17 protein-coding genes are annotated in these 26056 nt (G+C 69.7%); 6 read left to right on the forward strand and 11 right to left on the reverse strand.

The annotated features are described in order from the left end of the window. Positions 1-293: 293 nt before the first annotated feature. The 4 genes from BHS09_RS28685 to BHS09_RS28700 form a co-directional block, all read right to left on the reverse strand. The gene (locus BHS09_RS28685; RefSeq protein ID WP_140794620.1) at positions 294-1331 is read right to left on the reverse strand and encodes an SPFH domain-containing protein; all 1038 of its coding nucleotides are present in this window, start codon (positions 1329-1331) and stop codon (positions 294-296) included. A 198-nt stretch (positions 1332-1529) separates the two neighbouring features. Then, on the reverse strand, positions 1530-2330 hold the full coding sequence (locus tag BHS09_RS28690) for an ABC transporter permease subunit (RefSeq protein ID WP_011555537.1): 801 nt from the start codon (positions 2328-2330) through the stop codon (positions 1530-1532). Positions 2331-2333: 3 nt separating this feature from the next. Further along, on the reverse strand, positions 2334-3251 hold the full coding sequence (locus tag BHS09_RS28695) for an ABC transporter ATP-binding protein (protein ID WP_140794621.1): 918 nt from the start codon (positions 3249-3251) through the stop codon (positions 2334-2336). Continuing rightward, positions 3248-5551, reverse strand: a complete 2304-nt coding sequence (locus tag BHS09_RS28700; protein WP_140794622.1) for an ArnT family glycosyltransferase — start codon at positions 5549-5551, stop codon at positions 3248-3250. Before BHS09_RS28700 ends, BHS09_RS28695 begins: the two co-directional genes overlap by 4 nt. 266 nt (positions 5552-5817) lie before the next feature. Between BHS09_RS28700 and BHS09_RS28705 the strand changes: the two genes are divergently transcribed. From BHS09_RS28705 to BHS09_RS28715, 3 genes are all read left to right on the forward strand, one after another. Beyond that, on the forward strand, positions 5818-7029 hold the full coding sequence (locus BHS09_RS28705) for a hypothetical protein (protein WP_140794623.1): 1212 nt from the start codon (positions 5818-5820) through the stop codon (positions 7027-7029). A 6-nt stretch (positions 7030-7035) separates the two neighbouring features. Continuing rightward, positions 7036-7914 (forward strand): hypothetical protein, encoded by an 879-nt coding sequence (locus BHS09_RS28710; protein WP_140794624.1) that lies wholly within the window; start codon positions 7036-7038, stop codon positions 7912-7914. 81 nt (positions 7915-7995) lie between these two features. After that, positions 7996-8994 (forward strand): RNA ligase (ATP), encoded by a 999-nt coding sequence (locus tag BHS09_RS28715; protein WP_140794625.1) that lies wholly within the window; start codon positions 7996-7998, stop codon positions 8992-8994. 45 nt (positions 8995-9039) lie between these two features. On the opposite strand, the gene BHS09_RS28720 is transcribed toward BHS09_RS28715, so the two are convergent. Both BHS09_RS28720 and BHS09_RS28725 read right to left on the reverse strand, forming a co-directional pair. Next, positions 9040-9360, reverse strand: coding sequence for a hypothetical protein (locus BHS09_RS28720; protein ID WP_237077536.1), 321 nt, complete (start codon positions 9358-9360; stop codon positions 9040-9042). A gap of 43 nt (positions 9361-9403) precedes the next feature. Next, positions 9404-10930, reverse strand: a complete 1527-nt coding sequence (locus BHS09_RS28725) for a rhomboid family intramembrane serine protease (protein WP_140794626.1) — start codon at positions 10928-10930, stop codon at positions 9404-9406. Between the two features lie 135 nt (positions 10931-11065). Here BHS09_RS28725 and BHS09_RS28730 point away from each other — a divergent pair, with 135 nt between their 5' ends. Together BHS09_RS28730 and BHS09_RS28735 are read left to right on the forward strand one after the other, a co-directional pair. After that, on the forward strand, positions 11066-12787 hold the full coding sequence (locus BHS09_RS28730; RefSeq protein WP_140794627.1) for an FHA domain-containing protein: 1722 nt from the start codon (positions 11066-11068) through the stop codon (positions 12785-12787). A gap of 74 nt (positions 12788-12861) precedes the next feature. Continuing rightward, a complete protein-coding gene (locus tag BHS09_RS28735; RefSeq protein WP_002634367.1) occupies positions 12862-13455 on the forward strand; it encodes a response regulator in 594 nt (197 codons plus the stop codon). 34 nt (positions 13456-13489) lie between these two features. Here the strand turns inward: BHS09_RS28735 and BHS09_RS28740 are convergent, their stop codons facing one another. From BHS09_RS28740 to BHS09_RS28750, 3 genes are read right to left on the reverse strand one after another with little or no spacing between them, the layout of a single operon-like run. Then, complete coding sequence (locus BHS09_RS28740) at positions 13490-14272, reverse strand: enoyl-CoA hydratase/isomerase family protein (RefSeq protein WP_140794628.1); 783 nt, start codon at positions 14270-14272, stop codon at positions 13490-13492. A 2-nt stretch (positions 14273-14274) separates the two neighbouring features. Next, on the reverse strand, positions 14275-14487 hold the full coding sequence (locus tag BHS09_RS28745) for a biotin/lipoyl-binding carrier protein (RefSeq protein WP_011555548.1): 213 nt from the start codon (positions 14485-14487) through the stop codon (positions 14275-14277). 45 nt (positions 14488-14532) lie between these two features. Next, positions 14533-15885 carry an acetyl-CoA carboxylase biotin carboxylase subunit gene (locus tag BHS09_RS28750; protein WP_140794629.1) on the reverse strand — a complete coding sequence of 451 codons (1353 nt, stop codon included), beginning with the start codon at positions 15883-15885 and terminating at the stop codon, positions 14533-14535. A 137-nt stretch (positions 15886-16022) separates the two neighbouring features. On the opposite strand from BHS09_RS28750, the gene BHS09_RS28755 reads away from it, so the two are divergent. Continuing rightward, on the forward strand, positions 16023-16412 hold the full coding sequence (locus tag BHS09_RS28755) for a hypothetical protein (protein WP_140794630.1): 390 nt from the start codon (positions 16023-16025) through the stop codon (positions 16410-16412). 21 nt (positions 16413-16433) lie between these two features. Here the strand turns inward: BHS09_RS28755 and ftsZ are convergent, their stop codons facing one another. Together ftsZ and agmC are read right to left on the reverse strand one after the other, a co-directional pair. Further along, positions 16434-17651 carry a cell division protein FtsZ gene (gene ftsZ, locus BHS09_RS28760; protein ID WP_140794631.1) on the reverse strand — a complete coding sequence of 406 codons (1218 nt, stop codon included), beginning with the start codon at positions 17649-17651 and terminating at the stop codon, positions 16434-16436. Positions 17652-17984: 333 nt separating this feature from the next. After that, positions 17985-25946: an adventurous gliding motility protein AgmC gene (agmC, locus tag BHS09_RS28765; RefSeq protein WP_237079889.1), complete on the reverse strand. Its 7962-nt coding sequence runs from the start codon at positions 25944-25946 to the stop codon at positions 17985-17987. Between the last annotated feature and the right edge of the window lie 110 nt (positions 25947-26056).

Here is a 26056-nt window from a genome sequence, read left to right on the forward strand (position 1 = left end):
GCCTGTCTCCCTGGGAACGAGCGGCCAGCGCATGGCTGGCACGGGGACGTCCGGCCCGCAGGATTACGAACCTCCTGCGACACGTCCCACACGCGCCCGTGCACGGCGCACGCCATCTGAGTCCCCAGGTGGGGCGCCCTGAAACGCACACCGAATGACGACCGCGGCGCCCCCTATGTAGCGCAGGGAACGTTTGAGGTCCATCCAACCCCAGTGCATGTCAGGGAAAGCACGAGAGCCCCCGCCCGGTGTCGGACGGAGGCTCTGGGTACCGCAGGGGTACACGAAGGGAACTACAGGAGCTTCATCAGCTCCGCGCGCTTCGCATTGTACTCCTCGTCACTGAGGACGCCCGCGTCCTTCAGCTCCTTGATTTCCTTCAGGCGCTGCGCGGGGCTGCGCGTATCCGCCGGGGGCGCCGCGGGCGCGGGCTCCGGGGGCCGCTGCTGGTTCATGAACTGCTGGGCCATGCCGAAGCCCATGCCCATGCCCATGCCACCCAGCGCGTTGCCCGCGCCGCCGCCGCCGTCACCGCCCTTGGCCATGCCCTCGGCCGCGCCGAGCATCGCCTGGCCCTGCGCGTACTGCTGGAAGCCACCGGCCAGACGCGAGTACGCCACGTCCTTGCCCAGCTTCTTCAGCGTCGCCTCGTCCTCCTCCTTGATGGAGACGTGGAAGTTGCCCATCCGCACCACGGTGAGGCCGTAGCCGTCCACGTGGGGCTTGAGCCCGGAGATGACCTCGGTCTCGATCTCCTCGGTGTACGCGCCGCTCGTCACGTCGAGCAGCGGCCAGCGCTTCTTGACGAGCAGCTCCGCGATGCGGTCGCGCGTCACCTTCAGCACCTGGTTCTTGAACCAGCCGAGCAGTTCCTCGTTGCCGGTGCGGCCCATGCCCACCAGGCCCACCACCAGGCGCTCCGGGTCCGTCACGCGGATGGAGAAGTCGCCGTACACCATGGTGCCGATGCCCAGGCCCGTCTCCGGGTCGCGCACGTCACCGATGGGGCCGCCGAACTTCACGCCGGCGAACTCCCGGGTGGAGACGAAGAAGATTTCGGAGATGAAGAGGTTGCCGCCCGTGAAGCCTTCGATGAGGCGGGACAGGAACGGGATGTTGTTCGTGTCCAGCGAGTGACGGCCAGGCCCCAGCTTGCCCTCCACCTTGCCGTCCTTCACGAAGAGGGCGACCTCGTCCGCATCGACGGTGAGCTGGGTCAGCATCCGGACGTTGTTCTCCGGATACTTGTAGATGATGTCGCCCTTCGCCGAGTCCGCCCGGGCGATGAAGTTGCGCTTCGTCTCACCCTTGATGCTGTCGAAGATACCCATTGCCGTCAGCGCCTCCGTGGCCGCGTTGGCAGCCGGTCAACCCGCGCCGCCACCCCAACCCTTTTAAGAGCATGGCATCCCGGACGAAAGCGCGCGCGCTCGCGTACCGGCACCTGCTCGCAACATGCCAGTTTCACTGGCGAAAGCCTAGCCGCTCGGCAGGCTGGATGCCCTGGAAAGCGACGGCCGGCGTCCGCGCTAGCCCCAACGGCTCACCAGCCGCTCGCGGTCCAACAAGCGGATACTGGCCCACAGCAGGAGGGCGTCCAGCACCAGCACCACCGCGCCCTGGAGCAGGTAGTAGCCGAAGCCCGCCTTGAGCACGCCCGCCACCTGTCCACCCACCATGCCCACGATGGGCAGCACCACCAGCGCGGACAGCTGCTGGGCCATGCGCGCCTCGCTTACCCGGGCGGAGATGAGCACCGCCACCCCGTTGCCGAAGAAGGCGAACAGTGGCGCGATGACGAACACGCCGAAGGTCCACAGCGCGTTGGGCATCAGCGGCATCTTCACCAGCGGCCACGCGACGATGTCCACGCCCACACAGAACAGGACGAAGGCCGTCCACGTAATCGCCACGGAGGGCACCAGCGCCGCCAGGCTCTTGCCCGTCACCAGCTCCGCCGCCGTCACGGGCGAGGCCAGGAGCGGCTCCAGCGTGCGCCGCTCCTTCTCCCCCGCCACGCTCTGGGACGCGATGAGGATGGGCACGAACACCGGCATCACCAGGAACATGCCGAACCAGTCGGTGAGCGTCTTGTCGATGAGGAAGCGCGCGGCGCTGGCGCCCAGCGGCAGCGTGGGGTCGTAGAAGAGCGCCACGCTGCGCAGGTCCGCGTGGTCCGGCGTGCGCACGTACGTCCACACCACGCCAATGGGCACCAGCACCATGACGGCCGGGAGCACCATCATGGACACCAGCAGGCCCACGTTCTTTCGCAGGTCCAGGAAGTCCTTCCAGAACACCGCCAGGGCCCGCTTCGGACGGAATGCCATGGGCTACCCCCTCCCCTCGCGCAGCAGCTCCAAATAGACCTCTTCCAGGGGACGCTGCGTGGGCACCGCGCTGTGCACGCGCGCGCCCGCTCCCACCAGGCACGCCACCACGTCGGGCGCCTGCGCATCGTCCGCCAGCATCACGCGCAGCTTCGGCCCTTCGGCCAGCACGTTGGGCGCGAAGGGGAGCAGGGCCAGCGCGCCGCGAAAGCGCTCCGCCTCCCCTTCCACGCGCACCTCCAGCGCCTGCCCCGCGTGCCGCAGCTCGCGGACCGGGCCCATGGCCAGCAGGCGGCGCTTCACCACCGCCACGCGCTCACACAGGCGCTCCACCTCCGCCAGGTTGTGCGAGCACAGGACGATGGTGCGCCCCTCCGACGCCAGCTCCGCCACGGCGTCGCGCACGGTGCGCGCGGACTCCGGATCCAGGCCGCTGGTGGGCTCGTCCAGGAAGATGACCTTCGGGTCGTGCACCAGCGTCCGGACGATGGCCAGCTTCTGCCGCATCCCCTTGGAGAAGCCGCCCACCGGCTCCTCCTCGCGCCCACCCAACCCGAAGCGCTCCAGGTAGTGCCGGGCCCGAGGCCAGGCCGCGGCTTCATCCAACTCATGCAGCTTCATGAAGAAGCGCAGGTTCTCCCGCGCGGTGAGCCTGTCGTAGAGGCCGGGCTGCTCGGTGAGCAGGCCCACCACCTTGCGCAGCGGCTCGCCGTCGCGGTCCACCCGGTGGCCCCACACGGTGGCCTCGCCCTCGGTGGGCTGAAGCAGCCCCGTGAGCATGCGCACCGTGGTCGTCTTCCCCGCGCCGTTGGGCCCCAGCAGGCCGAATACCTCGCCGGGCCGCACGTGGAAGGACAACGCCTCCACGGCCACCCGGTCTCCGAAGCGCTTGCCCAGGTCCTGGACGTGGATGCCGCTCAATCGATGGTCACCAGGAGGAACTTGTTGTTGATGTCGCGGTCCACCGGCGTCACGACCTTGTCCGAGCCCACCGCGGTGCGCAGCAGGTTGAGCCGGTTGTGCTCCACCAGTGCCCACTCACGCCCCGGCCGCTGCGCCAGGGCGCGCATGCGCGCGTTCGCGTCCGACACGCGGTACTGCTCCACCGTGTTCTGCGAGTAGAGCGTCTCGCCGCGCCAGTTCATCATGTACGCGACGATGGGCTCGCCCGCCTGACGCTGCGCGTAGTAGCGCCAGAAGAGGTCGCGCTGCGTCCATTGGTGGGACAGGTCCACCCAGTGGCTCCAGTTGAACCAGAGGGCCATGCCCGCCGCGAGCACCCAGAAGGTGCCGAACAGCATCGCCCGCGCCCGCATCAGCGACGCCACCACCGCCATGCCGCCCGCCACCGCGAAGGTGAAGCCCAGCGTCTTCTTGATGTTGACGGGCTCCGACAGCGCCTTGAGCAGCGAGTCCTCCGCCGCCGGCTGGCGGAAGCCCCGCACCGCGAACGCGATGCCCACCACCGCCAGCACGCCGGCCAGTGTCTGGAGCGACGCGCGGCCTTCCGCGCCCGGCCGCATGGACTCCCACGCCAGGTAGCCAGCCACCGCCAGCACCGCCACGCCCACCAGCGCCTTGGCGGACACCTGGGCCTGGGCGCTCACCGCGCCCAGCGTCGCCACGCCGCCCAGGAGCAGCATCAGCGCCACGGCGCGTGCGCTCGGCGTCGTCCGGGCCCGCCCCTTCGCGGAGAAGGCGTCGAAGGACAGGTAGACGCCGAAGGCCAGCAGCACCAGCGTCACCAAATCTCCCGTCCACAGCGGACGCGAGGTGAAGAACGCGATGGGCTTCGTCACCAGGTCCTGCGGATAGGCTCGGTCGTAGTTGTAGACGAACAGGTCGGTGAAGATCTTCGGGTTCTCCGCGATGTTCTTCCCCACCAGGACGAAGAGCATGAGCCCGAAGATGAGGCTCACCGCGTGCGCGGAGATGCCCTCCTCCCACAGCCGGTCGATGAAGAGCGCCAGGAGGACGGCCACGCCCGGCAGCACCGGGAAGACGTAGTGGTGGAACTTGGTGGCGCTGGACGACAGCAACCAGAAGGAGAAGGCCACCCACAGCACCGCGATGATGGCCAGGTGGTCCGCCGCCTTCTCCGAGCGCAGCTTCAGCCGCGCCACCACCGAGAAGGCGCCAGGCAGCAGCGCTACCCAGGGGAAGATGGCGAAGCCACCCTGCTCGATGAAGTAGATGAACGTGCCGCCCGGCGTGGTGGTGTGCACGCCCGCCGTGAGGCGGTTGAGGTGGTCGTGGACGAAGAAGCGGTACCAGAAGAGCTTGCCCTCATCGTCCACGGAGCCGAAGAGGGACAGCGTCAGGTACCAGGGGCCCGCCACCGCGAAGAACACCAGGATGCCCGTGCCCAGGTGCATCTTGAACATCTGCCCCCACAGCACGGGCATGGGCTGACGGCCCTCGCGCACGTCCTTGCGGAAACGGGCCTGCGTGAGCCACTTCAGGTGCGCGTCCAGGCTGTCGCTGTCCCAAGGGATGACGGACAGGGCCGCGTACAGCACCAGGATGACGGCGGGCAGCCCCACGCCCAACAGGCCCTTGGCCAGCGCGGACAGGCCGGCGAAGAAATAGAAGCCGTACCACCAGGCGGCGCGGTGCTTCGTCGTCGCATCCAGCTGACCGATGAGCGCGCACGCCATGGCGCAGATGAAGGTGGTGACGAAGGGCGTGTCCGTCACCGTCTGCCGCGTGAGCAGGAAGTACAGCGGCATGGTGGCCAGCACGAAGCCGGTGGCCAACCCCGCGCGCCGGGACACCACGCGCGCCACCGCCAGTGACAACAGCGCCACCGCGGTGATGCTCAGGAGCGCGAAGGGCATCCGCATGCCCCACTCCGTGTAGAGGCCCAGCATCCCACCCGGATTCGCCGCACCCACCACGTTCATCCCCAGCGCCTGCATCCACATCGTGAGCGGCGGCTTGGAGAAGAACCACGAGCCTTCCCAGAAGGGATACACGTAGTCCTGGCGGACAACCATCATCCGCGCGACTTCGCCGTAGTGCGTCTCCCAGGGGTCCCAGAGCCCCACCGCGCCCAGGTAGGGAATGAAGAGCAGGGCCGCGAAGCCCGCCGTGGCCGTCACGACGCGCAGACTGAAGGACAGCTCCAGCCACCGCTTCGCCCACTTCGCCTGGAAGAAGTCCTTGCCGAGGATGGCCTCGGTGAAGGTCTGCTCCCGCTGCTGTTCGACTTCGCTCTCCACGGACTGAAGCTCCTTGAGTCGTTCCGGGCGGTGGGCGGCCCACCCTCGGCAGGACGCGGCGTTATATCCCCGCGGCCCCCTCCGGTCGACCACCGCCGCCGGCCTCTGCCGTGAGCCTGACTGCGCGTCGCTGTGCAGGAGAATGTACACGGCGGGGCCGCCAACCCCGCGAAAGCACGGCTCCTTGGCAGAGGCACGGCGCTTGAAACGCCCGGGCCCGGCGGTGCTTCCCGAGGCCGACGGGAAGTGACCGCCGAGGAGACATCATGCTCGCCCCCGCAGTGTCCCTGGCTTGCGCCTTCTTGCTCGCACAGCCAGGGAACGAGGCCCCCGTCCTTCAGCCGCCCACCACCCCGCTTCCTTCCCAGACCTGGCACGCCCCCACGGTGTGCTTGCGGCTGCCACCAACGAAGGATGTTCCATCCGGCGAGTGGCGAGCCCAGTGTGACGACACCGCCCAGGTGTGCCGGGTGTCCCCGCTGCGGGAGTTGGACGACGAGGGCGTGGAGACGGACCGGCAGCAAGCGCGGGTGACGACCTGCTCCATCGCGTTCGACGAGGAGATGGCGGAGCGGGTGAAGGGTTATCGAATGGAGCCGGCCCGCGCGGCGGCCCCACCCGGCTGGTACCGGGACGAGCGCGGGCGGGTGATGCAGTTCAACTTCGACCTGAACCGGCGCGTCTGGCTCGGCGGCGCTTGGGCTCCACTGTGGCAGGACGGCCAGGTGCAGGGCCGCATGCGCGCTGACTTCGGCATCGCGGTGGAGGCACCATCCAGCCAGGGGAAGCGGCTGCACCGGCTCCGATTCCTGGAGACGGAACTGCACCTGGGTGTGCCCTCGCTCGACCTGACGGTGGGGCGCTACGACTTCAGCGTCGAGCGTGACGACCCGCTCTTCCGCGTGACGACCTTCTTCGGCAAGCCGCGGCGGCATGACCTCCACCTCAACCTGGGCTTGTGGATGGAGACGCTCCGCGTGGAGGAGCTCGAACGCGGCGGCGAAGTGGGGCGCTTCCTCACCTGGGGCACGCTCCACGCCACGGTGGACCTGTGGCATTCGAAGGACCTGGTGTCCTACGTGCGCGTGCGCGCTGGTCCATCCTTCGAGCGGGACTATGAGAATGGCTTCAACACCTTCGTCCCCGGCGCGGCGCTCGAAGCAGACCTGACGCTGGACCGGGACGGCTTCCACCACCTGCGGCTGGGGGTGGAGGCGGAGAAGGTGTTGCTGGCCCCGGCCGTCGCGGGCCGCCCGCTGAGGCCGGAGCGGCTGCGGCTCCAGGCCGGCTACGAGGTCATCATCCTGGCCATCAACGACCAGCCGTTAAGCCTGCTCGTGGATGGCCGCGGCATGAAGCGTGGCGACATCGCGGGCGTCCCCGAGCAGTGGGAATGGTCCGCGTCCGCGGGCCTGCGCTTCTCCCTCTGGGCTCCCGCGCGTCGCTCCGCGCCCATGGCCACGTCCGTGAAGGAGTAGGCCACCATGCTGATGCTCGGACTGGCGCTGCTGCTGGCCACCGCCGCGGACGTGCCGCGGGGCGTGCCCGATGACGAAGCCTGCGTGGCCCTGGACGAACGCGGTGAGCCCTACCCCATCTGCTTCGACCCGGGCGACGGCTTCGTGGTGGGCACGCGCATGCGGCTCAGCCGCTCGGCGATGGCGCAGGCGGTGCGCACGGGCGTGCACATCCGAAGCGGACGCAGCAGCCGGAGCAAGGGCTCGCCCTGGTTCAACAACCACCGGCTGCTCGGGCTGGAGGCGTGGGATGGGGAGCAGCGTGGGCTCACCTTCACCGCGTATGACGGGACACTGCGCCGGCACCTGGAGGAAGGATTCATCCTGGTGCCCACGGCGCGGCCGGCGCGCATTCCCTTCCCCTTCGACGTGACGGTGGCGCTGCGACTGGGGCACCTGGAGCGCCGCGTCTGGGAGGGCCCCGGTTGGACCTTGGAAACGGGACGGCTGGGCCTGCTGTTGGACCCGGTGCGCTCGGAGACGGAGCGGGTGTGGTTCGGCGTGGGGCCCGTCGCCGGGCACGCAGTGCGGCGCTCCCGGGAGGGCGTCTCGCACACGGTGGCGCCCTTCACCGAGCTGATGTTCGACGCGGGCGTGGAGTCACGGGACGGGCTGTGGGCCCTGCGCGCATCGGGGCTCGCGGGTTGGAGCATCGGAATCGAGCGAGGGCTGTACTTCCGCGCCAGGACGGACGTGGGCATGGAGCGCGTCGTGCTCGCGGTGGCGGACCAGCCCGTGGTGCTCCAGGTGAGCGGGGCCTATGTCCACCGGGACGCGGGGCTGGACCGGCGCAGTGAGTGGACCGCGAACGTAGGGCTCGCGGTCCGCGTTTTCGGCGCCCGGTGATGCGCGGAAAGAGCCCCTGTCAGTCCACCCGAAGGCCAGCGTCTCCAGGGCCCCGGCCTGTCGCAGTGGGAAGGAGGGCACATGGAGAGAAAGCTTGTTTCGATTCAGCGCATCGACCACCTGGAGCCCGTTCCTGGAGCGGACACGATCCTCAAGGCGCGGGTCATGGGCTGGGACGTCGTCGTGAAGAAGGGCGAGTTCGCCGTGGGTGACGCCTGTGTCTTCTTCGAAATCGACAGCCTCCTGCCCGAGGGACGGCCGTGGGCCGAGTTCCTCCGGCCCCGGGGCTTCCGCGTGAAGACGGCACGGCTCCGGGGGGTGCTGTCCCAGGGGCTCGCCCTGCCGACATCCATCCTCCCCGGCGAGGTTCCCCCCGTCGGAACGGACGTGCGCGACGTGATTGGCGTCGTGAAGTTCGAGCCGGCGCTGCCTGACACACGAGAGGTCGCCGGGCCCTTTCCGGGCCAGGTGCCGAAGACGGACGAAATCCGGCTGCAGTCGGCCCTCGGAGTCCTGGACGAAATTCGCGGCCACGACTTCTTCGTGACGACGAAGCTCGACGGGACATCCGGGACCTTCTTCCGCACGCTCGAGGGCAAGCTGGTGGCGTGCTCGCGCAACTGGGCCTTGAAGCGGGGGCCGAACCCGGTCTGGCGGATGGCCGAACGGTACTCGCTCGACACCGTGCTGCCCCCGGGCTTCGCGGTGCAGGGCGAGCTGTGCGGTCCCGGTATCCAGAAGAACCGCCTGGGCCTGGACGCGCTGGAGTTGTTCGTGTTCAGCGTGCATGACACGCGAACGGGCTGCTTCCTCGCGTACGCGGACTTCATCGCGTTCTGCGCGGAGCACGGCCTGCGCACGGTGCCGGTGGAGCACGTCGTCACCGGCGAGGCGGCGCGCACTTTCGACCACGGTCTGGCGAACTACCTGAAGCTCGCGCAGGGCCACTACGCGGGCACGAAGCACCGGAAGGAAGGCATCGTGGTGAGGCCGCTCGTCGAGCGGCCCTCGCCCACGCTCGGCGGCAGGCTGTCGTTCAAGGTCATCAACAACGACTTCCTGCTCAAGGACGAGGACTGAAGCCCGGCGCCCGGGCGCTCCCCCCAAGGAGCGCCCGGCGCTGGCTCACTTCGGCTCTGTCGGAGTGACGGCGCCGTTCAACACGTTCACGAGCGTCGCCCCCAGGGCCACAGGCGGGTAAGGCACTGCGGAGAGCACGGAGGTCGCCGAGTCGATGACCGCGTGCGCCTTCTGCGACGGCGTGGACGTGGGGTTGGTGAACACGTCCCGCGTGTTGGACAACGAGGACAGCGCACCGAAGACGTTCAGGAACGGCACGGCCTTGCCCACCGTCTTCGCGACGGTCGTCGAGGGCATCGACGAAGGCATGTTGCCCTGCAGCCCATCCTTGATGACGCAGACGCCCGACTCGAAGGTGTCCGCCACGTTGATGGCGTTGTTCGCCGTGCTACATTTTCCGACCTGATTTTCAGCGGGGCGGCGCAGCCTCCAGCACCGTCCGAAGCGCGAGTTCCGCCGCGCGCAGCCGGGCATCCTGAGGGTCCACCCGGCGCGCCTCCACCAGTCGCTCCAGGGCCCGCGCGACGTTGCCGCGAGACAGCTCGCAGCGCACGCCGGCCTCCAGCGCGCCCGTGTCCCAAGGCCCGTACACCCGCGCCTCCGCGGCCGCGTGACACCCTTCCTCCACTCGCGAGGCATCCAGGAGTGCGCGCGCCAGCTCCACGCGCGTCTCCACATGGGCGGGCGCCAGCCGCACGGACTCGCTCAACGGCGCCACCGCTTCCTTCGGAAGGCCCAGGCGGCGCAGCACGCCGCCCAGTGCGCGCAGCGGCCCCGGCGCCCCCGGAACGAGCAGCGCCCGAGCCCGCGCCTCGCGCAGGACGGACGGCTCGTCGAAGCGCAACTCCGCCACCATCCGGTCCACCACCTCGCGGTAGGCGGGGTACGTCGCGGGCCAGGTGAACACCAACCGGTACACCCACTCCCCCCGTGGCACGAAGAGCGCCATCAGATGAGTGGGCCCCCCTGGCCCCTCCAACTCCGCATGCAGCCGCTGCGCGCTCCGCCCGCCCACGCGCGCCGCCACCAGCCCCGTCACCTTCAGCGTCCGCCCCTCGGGGCCCGGAGCGCCCTGCACCAGCACTTCCTGCTGGAACTGCCGCGCCTGGACCGAGCCGTCTCCCGGCTCTCCCGTCTCGATGGCCTCCGCCGAGAAGGTCGCGCGGCCACGCCCCGGCAGTCCGTTGGAGAAGGCCCGCCGGCCCTGCCCGTCCACGTCGCCCCGCCAGTCGCGTGGCAGCGCCACGGAGATGCCAAAGCCGTCATCCCGCTCCGTGCGCCAGACGGAGCGCTCCGCCACCACGCCCCCCGCCAGCACCACCGCCGCCACCACCATCCCCACCGGGCGCAGCCAGCCCGTGTCCGGGTGCCAGCGCGGCTCCAGGAAGACGCCGGCCAGCAGCCCCGCGAGCAATCCGCCCAGGTGCCCCGCGTTGTCCACGCCCACCGACGTCCACCCCATCCATAGGAAGACGAGCACCGTGGGCACCGCGGCCTCGCCGGACATCCACCGCGCCGGCAGCTTCGCCCGGTGACGCCGGCCGAGGACAAGCAGTGCCCCTACACAGGCGTACACGAGCCCGGAGGCCCCCACGCTCACCGCCCCGGAGCTGCCGAGCGAGCCCGCCATGGTGGCCAGCCCCGCCGCCACCAGCAGCGCCGCGTAGTCCCGGCGCCGGCACAGGCGCTCCAGGCCGCTTCCCGCCGCCAGCAGCACCAGGACATTGAGGGCCAGGTGGAGCAAGTCCCGGTGCAGGAAGTTGGCGGTGACGAGCCGCCAGACCTGGCCCGCGTCCACCACCAGAGGCCCCGCCTTCGCGCCCCACCGCAGCAGGGTGTCCAGCCCCACCGGCCCCGCCGCTCGCGCCGCGCCGTGGATGCCCACCAGCACGGTCGCGAGGATCAAGGTGAGCCAGGGCGCCCCCCCAAGTCGCATCCCACCGGCCGATTGACCGATGGACAACAGCCTCGCCTGCCCCTCTTCCTCGGGAGAAAGTCGTGTCTTTTGAGGGGGATACATGGCTTGTACAGGGAAAGGCCGTTCTGCTATGACTGTACGCGGATCGGACCCGTGCTGAAGCTCATCATCGAAGACGACGAGGGGCGCAAGACCGTTGTTCCCTTCGTGCGTGACGAGATCACCATCGGCCGTCAGGAGGGAAACACCATCCGCCTGACGGAACGGAATGTGTCTCGGCGTCACGCACGATTGGTGCGACTCAATGGCCACGTCGTAGTGGAAGACCTGGGGAGCTATAACGGCACCCGGATCAACGGCGAGCGAATCGCGGGTCAGTCGCCCCTGAAAGAGGGCGACCTGGTCCAGATTGGCGACTACGACCTCGCGCTCCAAGCGGAGGGCGTGGCCAATGCCGTAGGCCCCATCACCACCAAGGTGCCCGCCCGCCGGCCGGAACCCGAGCCGGAGGAGGACGACTCCGACGACGAGGAGCCGGAGGAGAGCGAGCACACCCCGCCCTCCCTCAGCGCCGCGGACGCGCGCCGTCACTCCACCTCCATCATCCGGTTGGATCAGGTGGAGGCGGATCGACCGCGCAAGGTGGTGGACGTGCCCGCCGAGGACGCTCCCCGCCTGCTCGTGCTGTCCCCGGACGAGCTCAAGGGCCAGGAGTTCGCCTGCATCCGCACGGAGCTGCGGATCGGCCGCACCGACGACAACGACATCACCTTGGATCATCGGTCGCTGTCGCGCACCCACGCCAAGCTCGTCCGCGAGGACGCTGGCGAGTGGCGCGTCATCGACATGCAGTCCGCCAACGGGATGACGGTCAACGGTGAGAGCTACGCGCAGGCCACGCTCGCCACCGGTGACATCATCGAGCTGGGGCACGTGAAGCTGCGCTTCGTCAACGCCGGTGACGCGTCGGACGACGTGGCCGCGGGTGGCGGCTCGCGCTCGAAGCTGCCCCTGGTGGCGGGCCTCGCGGCCCTGCTGCTCGGCGGAGGCGGCGGAGCCTTCTGGTACATGAACCAGCAGGGCACCCAGCCGACGGCGCCCCCGGTCATCGCGCAGACGCCCACGCCCCCTCTGGACGAGGATCCGCAGCCGACCATCGACGAACAGGCCGCGGCCAACGCCCCCTCGCCCACGACGGCAGCGGCGACGCAGACACCTGAAACGCCTCCGCCCCCGCGTGGCCCCTCCATGGAGGAGCAGCGCGCGGTCGCCGACAAGGCGATTGCGGCGCGTGACTTCGACACAGCCGTGGACGCGCTGGAGCGCATCAAGGATGCCAACGGCCAGCGCCCCCGCGACGTGGAGACCCGGCTCGACGAGGCGCGCGCCGAGCAGTTGATGAAGCGGCGGCTCGACGACGTCCGCAAGGCCCTGGGCGACGGCAAGCTGCCGGAGGCCGAGGAAGCCCTGCGCGAGAGTGCCGCCACCAAGGCGTTCGCCAAGGAGTACGCGGCGCTGAAGACGCAGGTCGCCGAGGCTCAGAAGAAGGCGGCTCCGCCCGTCACGGTTCCCACCTCCGGCACGGAGAAGGCGCCGCCCGCCGCGCAGTCCGCGGCGGCCAAGGCCCAGGCGGACGGCTTCGAGCACATCAAGGGTCTGCGCTACCGGCAGGCCATCGAGCAGCTGAACAAGTGCCTCGACCTGGACCCCACCCGCGCCGAGTGCCACCTCTACCTCGGGTCCGCCTACGCGAATGACAACCAGCCCGAGAAGGGCGCGGTTCACTACAAGCGATTCCTGGAACTTGCGCCCAATCACGCGTACTACGAGCGCGTGAAGGGTTTGGTCGAGAGTTACGAGAATCCCAAGAAGTAGTGGTCTGCCGGAATCACCCTCGCCCCCCGGGGGTATTCCGGTCCCATGGCACTGAACTGCAGCGAGGAGACGCTGTGCAGATTCGCATCCTGGTAGTTGATGATGAGCAGGACAACTGCGACTACCTCAAGCTGGTCCTGACCCGTGAAGGCTACGAGGTCGTGACCACGACGGACCCCACCCAGACGGTGGAAATCCTCCGGGGCTCCGACTTCCACCTCGTCATCCTCGACATGATGATGCCGCAGATGTCGGGCACCGAGGTGCTGGAGCAGATTCGCAAGTACGACACGGACGTGGCCGTCATCGTCGCCACCGCGTACCCCACGGTGGACACGGCAGTGGCCTCGCTCAAGGCGCAGGCTTCCGACTACGTCAAGAAGCCCATGGAGCCGGAGCAGTTCATCACCGCGGTCCGCAACGCCCTCCAGAAGAAGGGATTGTCCCAGGACCCGGAGGCGGACCTGCACCGCGCCATTGGCCGCACCATCCGCGACGCACGCAAGACGCAGGAGCTCACGCTCAAGCAGCTGGCGCGGCGCACGGGCCTGTCGGTGTCGCTGCTGTCGCAGATTGAGCGCGCGGAGTCCTCCGCCTCCATCTCCTCGCTGTACAAGATTGCCTCGGCGCTGCAGCTGCGCATGGGCGAGCTCTTCGGCGATACCTGATGTCGCCGTGGCAGTGCCCCGCCGGCCGCCCTGACTAGCGGCCGGAGAAGCGGGGCGGGCGCTTTTCAAGGAAGGCCGCCCGCCCCTCCTTCGCGTCCTCGCTCCCGAAGGCCGCCGCGCGCAAGCCGCGCAGCCGCGCCCGGTCCGCCTCCTCCAACGGGGCCCGAGCCAGACGCCCGAAGGACTCCTTCATCCCCGACACCGCCAGCGGTGCATGGCTGGCCAGGGTGGCACACAGCGCCAGCGCGCGCGTCTCCGCGTCCGCCAGGCAGTCATCCAGCAGCCCCCACTCCAGCGCCTCCCGCGCGCTCAGCTTCCGCGCCGCGAGGAAGAGCTGCTTGGCGCGCGACACGCCCACCAGGCGCGCGGCCCGGGCCAGCCCTTCCGGGGAGTAGACGATGCCCAGGCGCGCGGGGGGCATGAGGAAGACGGCGTTGGGCGTGCCGATGCGGAAGTCGCACGAGGCCGCCAGGTCGAAGCCGGCGCCCACCGCGGGGCCCTCCACCAGCGCCACACTGGGCGCGGGGTGGGACTCCAGCTTCAGCAGGCACTCCACCAGCAAGTCATCCGGCAGCCGCCCGTCCGCGCCCGGGGGGCCCAGGTGCGTCAAGTCATAGCCGGAACAGAAGGCCCCGCCCGCGCCGCGCACCAGCAAGGCGCGCACATGCGGGGCCGGTTCCAGCGCCGCGTCCAGCCGCGCCAGAAGGCCGTCATCGAGCGCGTTGCGGCGGGCCGGGTTGGACAGCGTCAACACCCGGACCCCGTCGTCGCGGTCCTCGACGTTCAGCGAAGCACCTGTCGCGACGACGGGCTCCACTGCTAGCCGAGCACCACGAGGACATCGCCCTCGTTGACCGACTGCGCCTCCTTCACCCGAATCTCCTTCACCGTCCCGCCATCCTCTGCCTCCACGGGCATCTCCATCTTCATGGATTCGAGGATGACGAGCGTGTCGCCCGCGTTGACCTGCTGGCCGACCTGAACCTCAATCTTCCACACCGTGCCGGTGATGTGCGCCGCTACGTCCGCCATGAATCCGTGCCTCCTCAGGGGTGGGTGGGGCTGGAGCGGGCCCCGCTACGCCGGCTTGGCGTGGTGCTCCAGGAAGTGCGTGTCCAGCTCGCCGGCCTGGAAGGCCGCATCCTGCACGATGCGCAGGTGGAGCGGGATGTTCGTCTTGATGCCTTCGATGCGGAACGACTGGAGCGCCGTCACGGAGCGCTCAATCGCCTGCGCCCGTGTCTCACCGGTGACGATGAGCTTGGCAATCATCGGGTCGTAGTTGGGCGTGACGGTGTTGCCCTCGCCGTAGCCCGCGTCCAGCCGGACGCCCTCGCCCGTGGGCGGCTGGAACACCTTCAGCGGCCCGGGGGACGGGAAGAACTTCACCGGGTCCTCGGCGTAGATGCGGAACTCCAGCGCCGCCCCGCGCCGCTTCACGTCCTCTTGCTTCACCGTGAGGCGCTCGCCCGCGGCGATGCGCAGCTGCCAGCCGATGAGGTCCAGCCCCGTGGTCAGCTCCGTCACCGGGTGCTCCACCTGGAGGCGGGCGTTCATCTCGATGAAGTAGACCTCACCGTCCGAGTACAGGAACTCCACCGTGCCGGCGTTGGCGTAGCCGAAGGCCTTCGCCGCGGCCACGGCGGCCGTGAAGAGCTTCTGCGCCAGCTCCGGGTTGCGCCCGTCCGCGAACAGCACGGAGGGGGCTTCCTCCACCACCTTCTGGTGGCGCCGCTGGATGGAGCATTCCCGCTCCAGGCAGTGGATGAGGTGGCCGTGCTGGTCCCCCAGAATCTGGACCTCGATGTGCCGCGGCGCCGGGAAGTAGCGCTCCACGTACACGCCTTCCTTGCCGAAGGCGGCCTTCGCCCGGTCCGTGCACTGGCGGTAGACCTTCTCCATCTCCGCGGGATTCCTGGCCACCGCCATGCCAATGCCGCCGCCGCCGCTGGCCGCCTTGACGAGCACCGGGTAGCCGATGCGCTCGGCCTCCGCCAGCGCGCTGGCCACGTCGGGCACCACGCCCTCGCTGCCGGGCACCACGGGAACCCCCGCGGCGGACACCAACTTGCGGGCCTGGCTCTTGTCCTTCATCCGCGCCATGGCCTCCGGCGGCGGTCCCACGAAGATGAGCCCCGCGTCCGCGCAGGCCTGGGCGAACTCGCCGTTCTCCGACAGGAAGCCGTAGCCCGGGTGGATGGCCTGCGCACCCGTCTGCTTCGCGGCCTCCAGGATGGCGGCGGTGTTGAGATAGCTGTCCTTGGCCGGTGCGGGGCCGATGCGCACCGCCTCGTCGGCCTCCTTCACGAAGGGCAGCTCGGCGTCCGCGTCCGAATAAACGGCGACCGTCTTGAGCCCCATGCCCCGGGCCACCACGCCGATGCGGCGGGCAATCTCTCCCCGGTTGGCGATGAGCAGCTTCTGGAACATGGCGAAACCCCTGGGGTGCGGGTGCGAAAGGGCGGCGAACCTAACCCTCGCTCCCTCCCAAGACAAGGGTGCGGACGGACGTGCAACAGGTCCCTACAGTCCAGTAAATTTGCGGGTCTACGAGGCGGTGTCGTACCTTGCTCCCCGTGACGCCCCCCTCTTCCTCAAGCCCTGGCGGCGTGGTCAATCTGCACCACGCGCGGCGCGCCAAGCGCCTGGACCTCTACCGTGGCCGGCACACGGACCGCGTGCGCTTCGTGCGTACCACGCTCGAGACTTTGACGCAGAGCGGAACCCTCTTCACCGAGGAGGGCACGCGCCGCGGCCTCTCCTTGCTGAAGGCGCTCCAACTGCTGCAGCGGGCCCACGCGCGCCTGGAGGAAGTGTCCGGCGACGGCGTGCTGCCCGCGGCCCGGCTCCCGGAGCGCGTGGACGCGCTCTATTCGGAAGTCGACGGCCTCTTCGCCCGCGCGGACACCCTGTCCGCACGCGACGAAGCCAGCGTGGCCCAGCTTCCCGCTCGCTGAGCTCCGCTTCTCCCCTGCCCCTTACGGCAGTTCCGTCTGGCCCTGCCGCCGCAGGAAGGTGGGGATGTCGAACTGGTCCTCGTCCAGCGGCAGCGGCGCGTCCTTCACCACCGCGGTGCGGGCGCTCACAGACTTGCTGCTCTCCACGGTGAGCGGCCGCGAGCCGCTGCCCTTCGCGGGCACCAGGCTGGCGACTTCCTCACGCGCGTTGGCGAGCACGGACGGAGCCGGTCGCGACAGCGGCACCTGCACCACCGGCGTCACCGTGCGGACCTTGGGCGCGTCGCGGTGGACGAAGCCCGTGGCGATGATGGTGATCTTCACCTCGTCAGCGATGTTCTCGTCGATGAGCGAGCCGAAGATGATTTCCGCCTCGCTGTCGGCGGCGTCGTGCACCAGCGTCAGGGCCTCGTTGACCTCCTGCAGGGTCATGTCGCGGCCACCGGTGATGTTGATGAGCAGGCCCGTGGCGCCGTCGATGGAGACATCCTCCAGCAGCGGGCTGGCGATGGCCTGCTGCATGGCAATCAGCGCGCGCTTGTCTCCGGTCGAGTGGCCCGTGCCCATGAGCGCGATGCCCTTGTCGCTCATGATGGTCTTCACGTCGGCGAAGTCGACATTGATGTAGCCGTGGTACTGGATGAGGTCGCTGATGCCCTGCACGGCGTTCAGCAGGACCTCGTCCGCGCGCTTGAAGGTCTCCAGCAGCGGCATCGGCTCGTTGGAGAGCGACAGCAGGCGCTGGTTCGGAATCGTGATGAGCGTGTCCACCGCGGCCTTGAGCTCCACGATGCCCTGCTCGGCCTGCTTGCGGCGCTTGTTGCCCTCGAAGAGGAAGGGCTTGGTGACGACGCCCACCGTGAGGCAACCCAGGCTCTTGGCGATGTCCGCGATGATGGGCGCGGCGCCCGTGCCGGTGCCGCCGCCCATGCCGGCGGTGACGAACACCATGTCGGCGCCCTCGAGCACCGCGGCAATCTGGTCACGCGACTCCAGGGCGGCCTCGCGGCCCATCTCCGGGTTGGCGCCCGCGCCCAGGCCCTTCGTCAGCGTCTGGCCCAACTGAAGCCGGGTGGGCGCCTTGCTCGCGGCGAGCGCCTGGACATCGGTGTTGGCGGCGATGAAGTCCACCCGGTCCAGCTTGGACAGGATCATCGTATTGACGGCGTTGCAGCCGGCCCCACCCGCCCCGACGACCCGAATCTTGGCGGCCTGCTTGTTCTGATCGAACTGGTCCATGGTGGTCCTCTCGCCCGGAGTGGCGCGATGCAGCGCGCCTGCTCCCAACCTCCACAATCATCAGCAAGTCCCACGCTTTGGCAAGTATTCCGCTACGAGCCTGTAGCGGGATGCTGCGCGTCCGAGTCCTGACGCGCACTTACGCCAACGCCAGGACGTGCAGGCGTGCGGCGCGGTGGGTGAACTTCGCCCCTTGACTCGCGATACACGGCACTGCTTAGCGGGTGGGACGCAGCATGCCCCAAAAAACGACGGGTGGCCCCGAAATCTCTTTCGGAGCCACCCTCGCTGAAATCACCCGGTGTGTTTCACCGGGGATTCAGAGCCCGTGGGTCAGCGCGCCTCGCGTTCCACTTCCACCTTCCCCACGCGGAGGATGGTGAATCCCACGCGGCGGTTGTTCTCACGGCCCGTCGCCGTCTTGTTGGTGTCCACCGGCTTCGTCTCACCGTAGCCCACCGCCTCCATGCGGCCCTCGGCGATGCCCTCCTTCACCAGGAAGGCCCGCACGTTGTTCGCGCGGCGCTGCGACAGGTCCAGGTTCTTCGCGTCGTTGCCCTGGTCGTCGGTGTGGCCCTCGATGCGGAGCAACTCCACCTGCGGGTTGGCGCGCAGCACCGCGGCCGCCTGCTTCAGCAGCGGAAACGAGCGGGCCAGGATGACGTCCTTTCCGGTCGCGAAGTAGACCTTCTCCAGGATGACGATGCGCTCGCCTTCCACGAGCACCTTCACCGTGCCCTTGTCGGGGCAGCCGTCCTCGTCCTGGAAGCCGTTGATGGTCTCTGGCTCGTTCGGGCACTTGTCCGCCGTGTCGGGAATGCCGTCCCGGTCGTTGTCCGGGTCGGGGCAGCCGTCCTCATCCTGGAAGCCGTCCTTGTCCTCCGGGTCGTTGGGGCAGCGATCATCCGGGTCCATGATGCCGTCGCCATCCGTGTCCACCGGCGGCGGAGGCGGCGCCACATCCGGGCAGCCATCCGAGTCCTCGAAGCCGTTGACCGTCTCCGGCTCGTTCGGGCACGTGTCCGCCGTGTCGGGGATGCCGTCCGCGTCGTTGTCCGGGTCGGGGCAGCCGTCCTCATCCTGGAAGCCGTCCTTGTCCTCGGGCTCCGTCGGGCAGGCGTCGTCGATGTCCAGGATGCCGTCGCCGTCCGTGTCCACCGGCGCGGCCTGCTTGGGCTCACGGGACGGCTCCGGGCTGTAGCTGAAGCCCGCGAGCAGCCGGAAGCCCGGCGTGCCGTAGCCGCGGGTGAGCCCCGGCCCACCGCCGACGTGCGCGGAGAATCCGCCCAGCGCGCGGTACTTCAGCGCCGCCAACAGCTCCAGCGGGCGCTCCTCGGTGTCCTGCTGCTCCAGGTTCACCGCGCCCACCAGCGTGGCCGCGAGCGCCAGCGGCACCTCGCTCACCGTGAAGGGCAGCTCGGCGCCCACGCCGTAGGACACCGCGTTGCCCAGGTTCAGGTTGCGCAGCTGCTGCTTCTCCCGGAAGTCCACGCCCACGTTGGCGGCCACGCGAAACCGCTCGCCGTATTCGGCCACCAGGCGCGGCTGCACGCCCACACCCGAGCCCCCGAGGAAGTCGGAGCCGCCGCCCGTGGGCAGCACCACCGGCACCGTCAGGGCCAGGCCGAAGGAGCCCTCCTCCAGGAGGCGGGCCTTGGGCACCAGGCGCAGGTCACCGATGCCGCCCGAGCCCACGCCCTGGGCGAAGGACGGGTCCACCATGGGCGCCGCCTGCGAACGCTGGAGCGTCACCGGCAGCAGCACGCCGAGCTCGAAGCGGTCGAAGAGGCCCACCGAGCCCATCAGGTCCACACCCACCTGGCTGCGCACCAGCGCGGTGATGAACCGGCCCGAGCGCGGGTCCATGAAGTTGAGCGGCTTGTCCGCGTAGTTGACGGACATGCCCACGTTCCAACCCAGGTGGGAATGCACCTGGGCGCTCTGGACGCCCAGGATGTCCTTCGAGCTCGGCCCCGGCTTGTACTGCTGCACATCGATGGACTGGGACGCGGACAGCGTGGGCACCTGCGCCACGGCCGGCCGCGACACCATCAGGACCGCCAGCGCCAGCACGGCGGCGGCGGCCACAGGGGCCCCACCGGCCCGCCCCGCCGAGCGGCGGAAGCGGCCCAGCAGGGGCAGCCCGAGCAGCAGCAGCGCCAGCGGAGCGAAGGTGCCCGCCCCACTCGTGCTGCACCCACGGCCGGAGATGACGAAGTCGTCGTTGCCGTCCAGCGGGTTGGTCCCACCGGTGACTTCCTCGCCGTCATTCACGCCGCCGCCGTCCGTGTCGGCGTTGTTCGGGTCCGTCTCGCCGTTGTCGAAGGAGCCGTTGCGGTTGGCATCCTCCGCGCCGTCCAGCAGGCCGTCACCGTCCGTGTCCGGGTCGAGCGGGTTGGTGGGGTTGTTACCGCGCACCTCCACGCCGTCCGTCAGGCCGTCATCGTCCGTGTCAGCGTTGTTCGGGTCCGTCTCCGTGGAGTCGACGCGACCGTCATGGTTGGCGTCCTCCTCGCCGTCGCGCAGGCCGTCACCGTCCGTGTCCGGGTTCTTCGGGTCGGTGGTGGTGCTCGGGTCCGCGTCCGGACGGAAGTTGGGCGAGTTGCGGTCCGTATCCGCCGGAGCGCTCTCCAGCGTCACGCCCATCTCCGTGCCGTCCAGGATGCCGTCGTTGTCGCTGTCCGGATCCAACGCGTCGATGAGGCCGTCACCATCCGTGTCGGTGATGCCGTCGATGCCGTCCGGCACGCCGTCGTCGTCGCTGTCCGCGTCGTTGGGGTCCAGGCCCAGCGCGATTTCGGTCGCATCATCGATGCCGTCACCGTCGGAGTCGACGTCGTCCGCGGGGTTGAGCGGATCCGTCTCGTCCGGGTCCACCCGTCCGTTGCGGTTGGCGTCCTCGATGCCGTCACGCACGCTGCCGCCGTCCGTGTCGGGGTTGAGCGGGTCCGTCGTCGTGGTCGGGTCGGAGTCCGCCACGAAGCGCGTCATGTCCGTATCGGTGCCCTGGGGCTCGGTGAGGCCCAGCTCCAGACCGTCCGACAGCAGGTCGCCATCGGTATCCCTGTTGTTCGGGTCCGTCTCACCCTCGTCGACGATGCCGTTGTGGTTGGCGTCCTCGTTGCCATCCAGGATGCCGTCGTCATCCGAGTCATCGTCGAGCGGATCCGTCCCAGCGACATTCACCTCGATGCCGTCCGGCAGTCCGTCACCGTCCGTGTCGGGGTTCTCCGGGTCGGTGCCCAGCACAACCTCCTCGGCGTCCGTCAGGCCGTCGCCATCCGTGTCGACCGCGACCGACCAGGTGTAGGTCGCCGGCGTGTCGTCCACGTTGCCCGCCTCATCCACCGCGCGGACGCTCAGCGTGTGGCTGCCTTCCGCCAGGCTCGTGAAGGTGACCGGGTCCGTGCACGGCACGTACGCCGCGCCGTCCAGGCTGCACTCGTACGTCACCGGGGACTCGTCCGAATCGAAGTCGAACGTCGCGGTGCCGGGCGCGTCTGCCAGCGGCGGGCCCGAGATGATGAGGGTGTCCGGCGCGGAGGTGTCCACCGTCCAGGTGTAGCTGGCCGGCGTCGGATCCACGTTGCCTTCCCCATCCACCGCACGGACCTCCAGGGTGTGCTCTCCGTCATCCAGCCCCGTGAAGGTGACCGGGTCCGTGCACGCCGTGAAGGCCGCGCCGTCCAGGCTGCACTCGTACGTCACCGGGGATTCGTCCGAGTCGAAGTCGAACGTCGCCGAGTCGCTGTTGGACAACGCGGGCGGCGTCGAGGTGAACATCGTCTCCGGCGGCTCCGCGTCCACGGTGAAGGTGTGCGTCACCGTCGTGCCGGTATTGCCCGCCTCGTCCTCCGCCGTGACGGACACCGTGTGGGGGCCCTCCGACAGCGTGTCGCCCACGGGGAGCGACCAGTTGCCGGACGGGTCGGCCACCACCGTCCCCACCGTGACGCCATCCACCACCACCGTCACCGTGCTGCCCGGCTCCGTCGTACCGGAGTACGTCACCACCGGCACATCGAGCACCGCGCCGTCCGCGGGCGTGGTGATGACCACCACCGGCGCCTCCGTATCCACCGTCCAGGTGTACTCGGCGGGCGTCGGGTCCACGTTGCCCGCCGCGTCCACCGCGCGCACCGCCAGCGTCTGGGCGCCGTCCGGCAGCGGGCCGAACTGCGCCTGGGCCGGGCACGCCGTGAAGGGCGCGCCGTTCAGCGAGCACTCGTACGTCACCGGAGACTCGTTCGAGGAGAAGACGAAGTCCGCGGTAGCCACGTTCGTCAGCACCGCCGGGCCACTGTCGATGGCGGTATCCGGCGCCGCCGTGTCCACCGTGAAGGTGGAACTCGTCGGAGCGCTGGTGTTGCCTGCCTCATCCGTCGCCGTGACAACAACCGTGTACGGGCCGTCCGCCAGCGTCACCGGCGGCGTGAAGGTCCAGTTGCCACCCGCATCGACCGGGATGGGGCCGTAGGTCGTCCCATCCAGCGTCAGCGTCACGAACTCGGCGCCATCCGCCGTGCCGGTGATGGTCACCACCCCATCATCCAGCACCGCGCCATTCGCGGGCGAGGTGATGAGCGGCGCCACCGGCGGCGTGAGGTCCACCGTCCAGGTGTGCTCGGCGGGCGTCGGGTCCACGTTGCCCGCCGCGTCCACCGCGCGCACCAGGAGCGTGTGATCCCCTTCCGCGAAGCCTTCGAACGTCACCGTCTCCGTGCACGGCACGTAGGCCGTACCGTCCAGGCTGCACTCGTAGGTGGAGCCCGGCTCGGAGGCCGCGAACTCGAACGAGGCCGACGTCTCCGAGGTCACCGCCGACGGGCCGCTCACGACGAGCGTGTCCGGCGACGTCGTGTCCACCGTCCACGCGTACTGCGCGGGCGTCGGGTCCACGTTGCCCGCCGCATCCACCGCGCGCACCAGGAGCAAGTGGTCCCCATCCGCCAAGCCCGTGAAAATCGCGGGGTTGGTGCAGGCCACGTAGGCGCCCCCATCCAGGCTGCACTCGTAGGCCACGCCGCCGCCCTCCGAGCGGAGTTCGAAGGTGGCGGACGTCGCGTTGGTGACCAGCGCCGGCCCCGAGTCGATGAAGGTATCAGGTGCCGACAGGTCGACGATGAAGGTGCTCGTCACCGGTCCCGCGGAGTTGCCGGCCGGGTCGACGCTGGTGATGCTCACCGTGTGCGGGCCCTCGTCGAGCGGCTCAGGCACGGTGAAGGTCCAGTTGCCGTCCTCGTCGACGGCGATGGGACCGTGCGTCGCACCACCGACCTCCAGGTAGATGCTGCTACCCGGCTCCCCCGTTCCCGTCAGCGTCGGCGTCGCGGTGGAGACCTCCTCCTGGTCCGCGGGCGAGTCGATGGTCGGCAGCGTCGGGGGTGTGAGGTCCACCGTCCAGGTGTACTCGGCGGGCGTCGGGTCCACGTTGCCCGCCGCGTCCACCGCGCGCACCGCCAGCGCCTGGGCGCCCTCGCTCAGGCCCGTGAGCATCTGCGGATCCGTGCAGGCCACGAACGGCGTGCCGTTCAGCGAGCACTCGTACGTCACCGGGATCTCGTTCGAGTCGAAGTCGAACGTGGCGCTGGTGGCGTTCGTCACCGCTGGCGGGCCACTCACGATGGTGGTGTCCGGCGCGGTGGCATCCACCGTCCACGTCCGGGTGGCGGGCGTCGAGTCCACGTTGCCCGCCGCGTCCACCGCGCGCACCGCAAGGGTGTGCGCACCGTCCGCCAGGCCCGTGAACGTCTGCGGGTCCGTGCAGGCCACGAACGGCGCGCCGTCCAGCGAGCACTGGTACGTCACCGGGCTCTCATTCGAGCTGAAGTCGAACGTCGCGCTGCTGGACGTCGTCGTCCCCGAAGGGCCGCTGACAATCGTCGTCTCCGGCGCCGTCGTGTCCACCGTCCACGCATACGTCGCGGGCGTCGGGTCCACGTTGCCCGCCGCATCCACCGCGCGCACCGCCAGGGTGTGGTTGCCCTGGCTCAAGCCGGTGAACGTTTGCGGGTCCGTGCAGGCCACGAACGGCGCGCCGTCCAGCGAGCACTGGTACGTCACCGGGCTCTCGTTGGAGCTGAAGTCGAACGTCGCGCTGGTGGAATTCGTCACCGCTGGCGGGCCACTCACGATGGTGGTGTCCGGCGCGGTGGCATCCACCGTCCACGTCCGGGTGGCGGGCGTCGAGTCCACGTTGCCCGCCGCGTCCACCGCGCGCACCGCAAGGGTGTGCGCACCGTCCGCCAGGCCCGTGAACGTCTGCGGGTCCGTGCAGGCCACGAACGGCGCGCCGTCCAGCGAGCACTGGTACGTCACCGGGCTCTCGTTGGAGCTGAAGTCGAACGTCGCGCTGCTGGACGTCGTCGTCCCCGAAGGGCCGCTGACAATCGTCGTCTCCGGCGCCGTCGTGTCCACCGTCCACGCATACGTCGCGGGCGTCGGGTCCACGTTGCCCGCCGCATCCCGCGCGCGTACCGCCAGCGTTTGATTGCCCTCGCTCAGCCCCGTGAACGTCTGCGGGTCGGTGCAGGCCACGAACGGGCCGCCGTTCAGCGAGCACTCGTACGTCACCGGGCTCTCGTTGGAGCTGAAGTCGAACGTCGCGCTGGCGGAATTCGTCACCGCCGGCGGTCCACTCACGATGGTGGTATCCGGAGGCGTGGTGTCAGTGACCACGGTGAAGGAATTGGTGTTGCTCAGCACGGACGACACGCCCTGGAGCTGGGCGTAGGCATTCACCGTGTGCGCGCCGACGGACAGATCCGCGGTCGGCGTGAAGCTGAAGCTCCCCAAGGCGTCCGCCGTCGCGCGGCCCACTTCAACGCCATCCACGAAGATGACCACCGTGGAGTTCGCGGGGGCCGTGCCGGTGATGACCGGGCGAACGCCGGTGGTAGAGCCGTTGGCCGGCGTCGTCACCACGGGGGCCGCCACGCTCGCCGGGAAGGCACCCGGCAGGATGGCGACGACACCGGGGTTGCCAGGGGCGGCACCATACGTGAGCCCGTCCGGAGCGCTGGCCGTCGGCTGCGTGCCCGCGACGCCGCCCGTGACGACCGGCGTGCATCCGACCGTCGCGCCCTGAATCAGCACACGACCACCACCGCCACCGCCACCCGTTCCGTGCTGGTCGTACGTGGTGCTGCCACCAGCGCCACCACGGGCCGTCACCGTATTGGCCGAACAGGCCAAGCCTCCGGTGACGCGCAGGTACACAGTACCGCCAGCGCCAGCGCCGCCCGCGGCGTCATTGCCGATCCCCACGGCGTTGACTCCCGCCAACCCGTTCGCCGACACGCGACCGGCCCCCGAGAGCGAGGCCGCGCGGAAGAACACGACACCGCCACCCGCGCTGCCCCCGCCCGCCGCGTCGTCGTTGCCGTGCCCCGCGCCGCCACCGCCGCCGAACACCGCATAGGACACCGCATCGAAGCTCAGCGCGGCGCCACCGAGACCGCCCATCGCGCGGGATGCGGGAGGCTCTTCACCCACCCACGTCCGTCCGCCGATGCCGCCCGCACCCGCGTTGCTGCCGCCACCGCCACCCGAGTTATGGCAGACGCCGCCACCACCGGCGTTCGCGATGTTGCCCCGGCCCGTCGTCCCAGAGGCAGGCGGGAAGGCCCCATTGCCAAAGCGCCCAGGCACCAGGCCTTCACCCTTCTCCGTTCCACCCGGCCAGGCCTGGTCCATGGCCGTGCAGCCGTCTCCGTCACCGTTCCAGGCGAAGCCACCGCGGAACCCCTGGCCATCCGCGTGGATGGCGCCCGCGTTGCTCACCGGCCCCTGCGACAGGAAGGCCAGCACACCGCCCGTCGCCCCATTCCAGGGCTGCGCCACGATGCTGCCCGCGGCGTTCACCGTTACGCTGGTGTACTCGGGCACCCGAATCGCCTGCGTCCCGGTGACCGCGAAGGCCACCGTGAGCGGCTGCGTGAAATTGAGCCGCGTCGCCGTGAGGCTCTGAATCCGCGCGAACTCCCAGCGGCCCACCGGGCCTCCCGCCAGGTTGATGGGCGTCTGACTCCCAGACACGGGCGCCGCGAGCCCCGTGGCCTGGTGCACCATCACCAGATTCCCCACCGCGAAGCCCGTGGTCGAGGCCACCGTCACGAAGCTCTGCCCCGCGGGCACCGCGGCCGTCACGGGCGTGTAGGTATTGATGGGCGTATTGGCGATGTTGACGGTCAGCGCGCCGCTGCTCCCGTTCCCCAGGCCGACGGTGTCCACCGCGGCCATCGCCACGGGTCCCAGCAGCGCCGCGCACAGCAGCACCAGGGGTGCGACGGCCAAGCCGAGGCGTCCTCGGGAAACCCGACTAAGCAGGGGGACGTAAAAGGTCTTTCGAGTCATAAACCTGGGGTCGCTGGGGGGTGTGGGCCCAACGGCAAATGCCGCACATA

It is taken from the genome of Myxococcus xanthus, from assembly GCF_006402735.1.
GTDB classification, from domain to species: domain Bacteria; phylum Myxococcota; class Myxococcia; order Myxococcales; family Myxococcaceae; genus Myxococcus; species Myxococcus xanthus_A.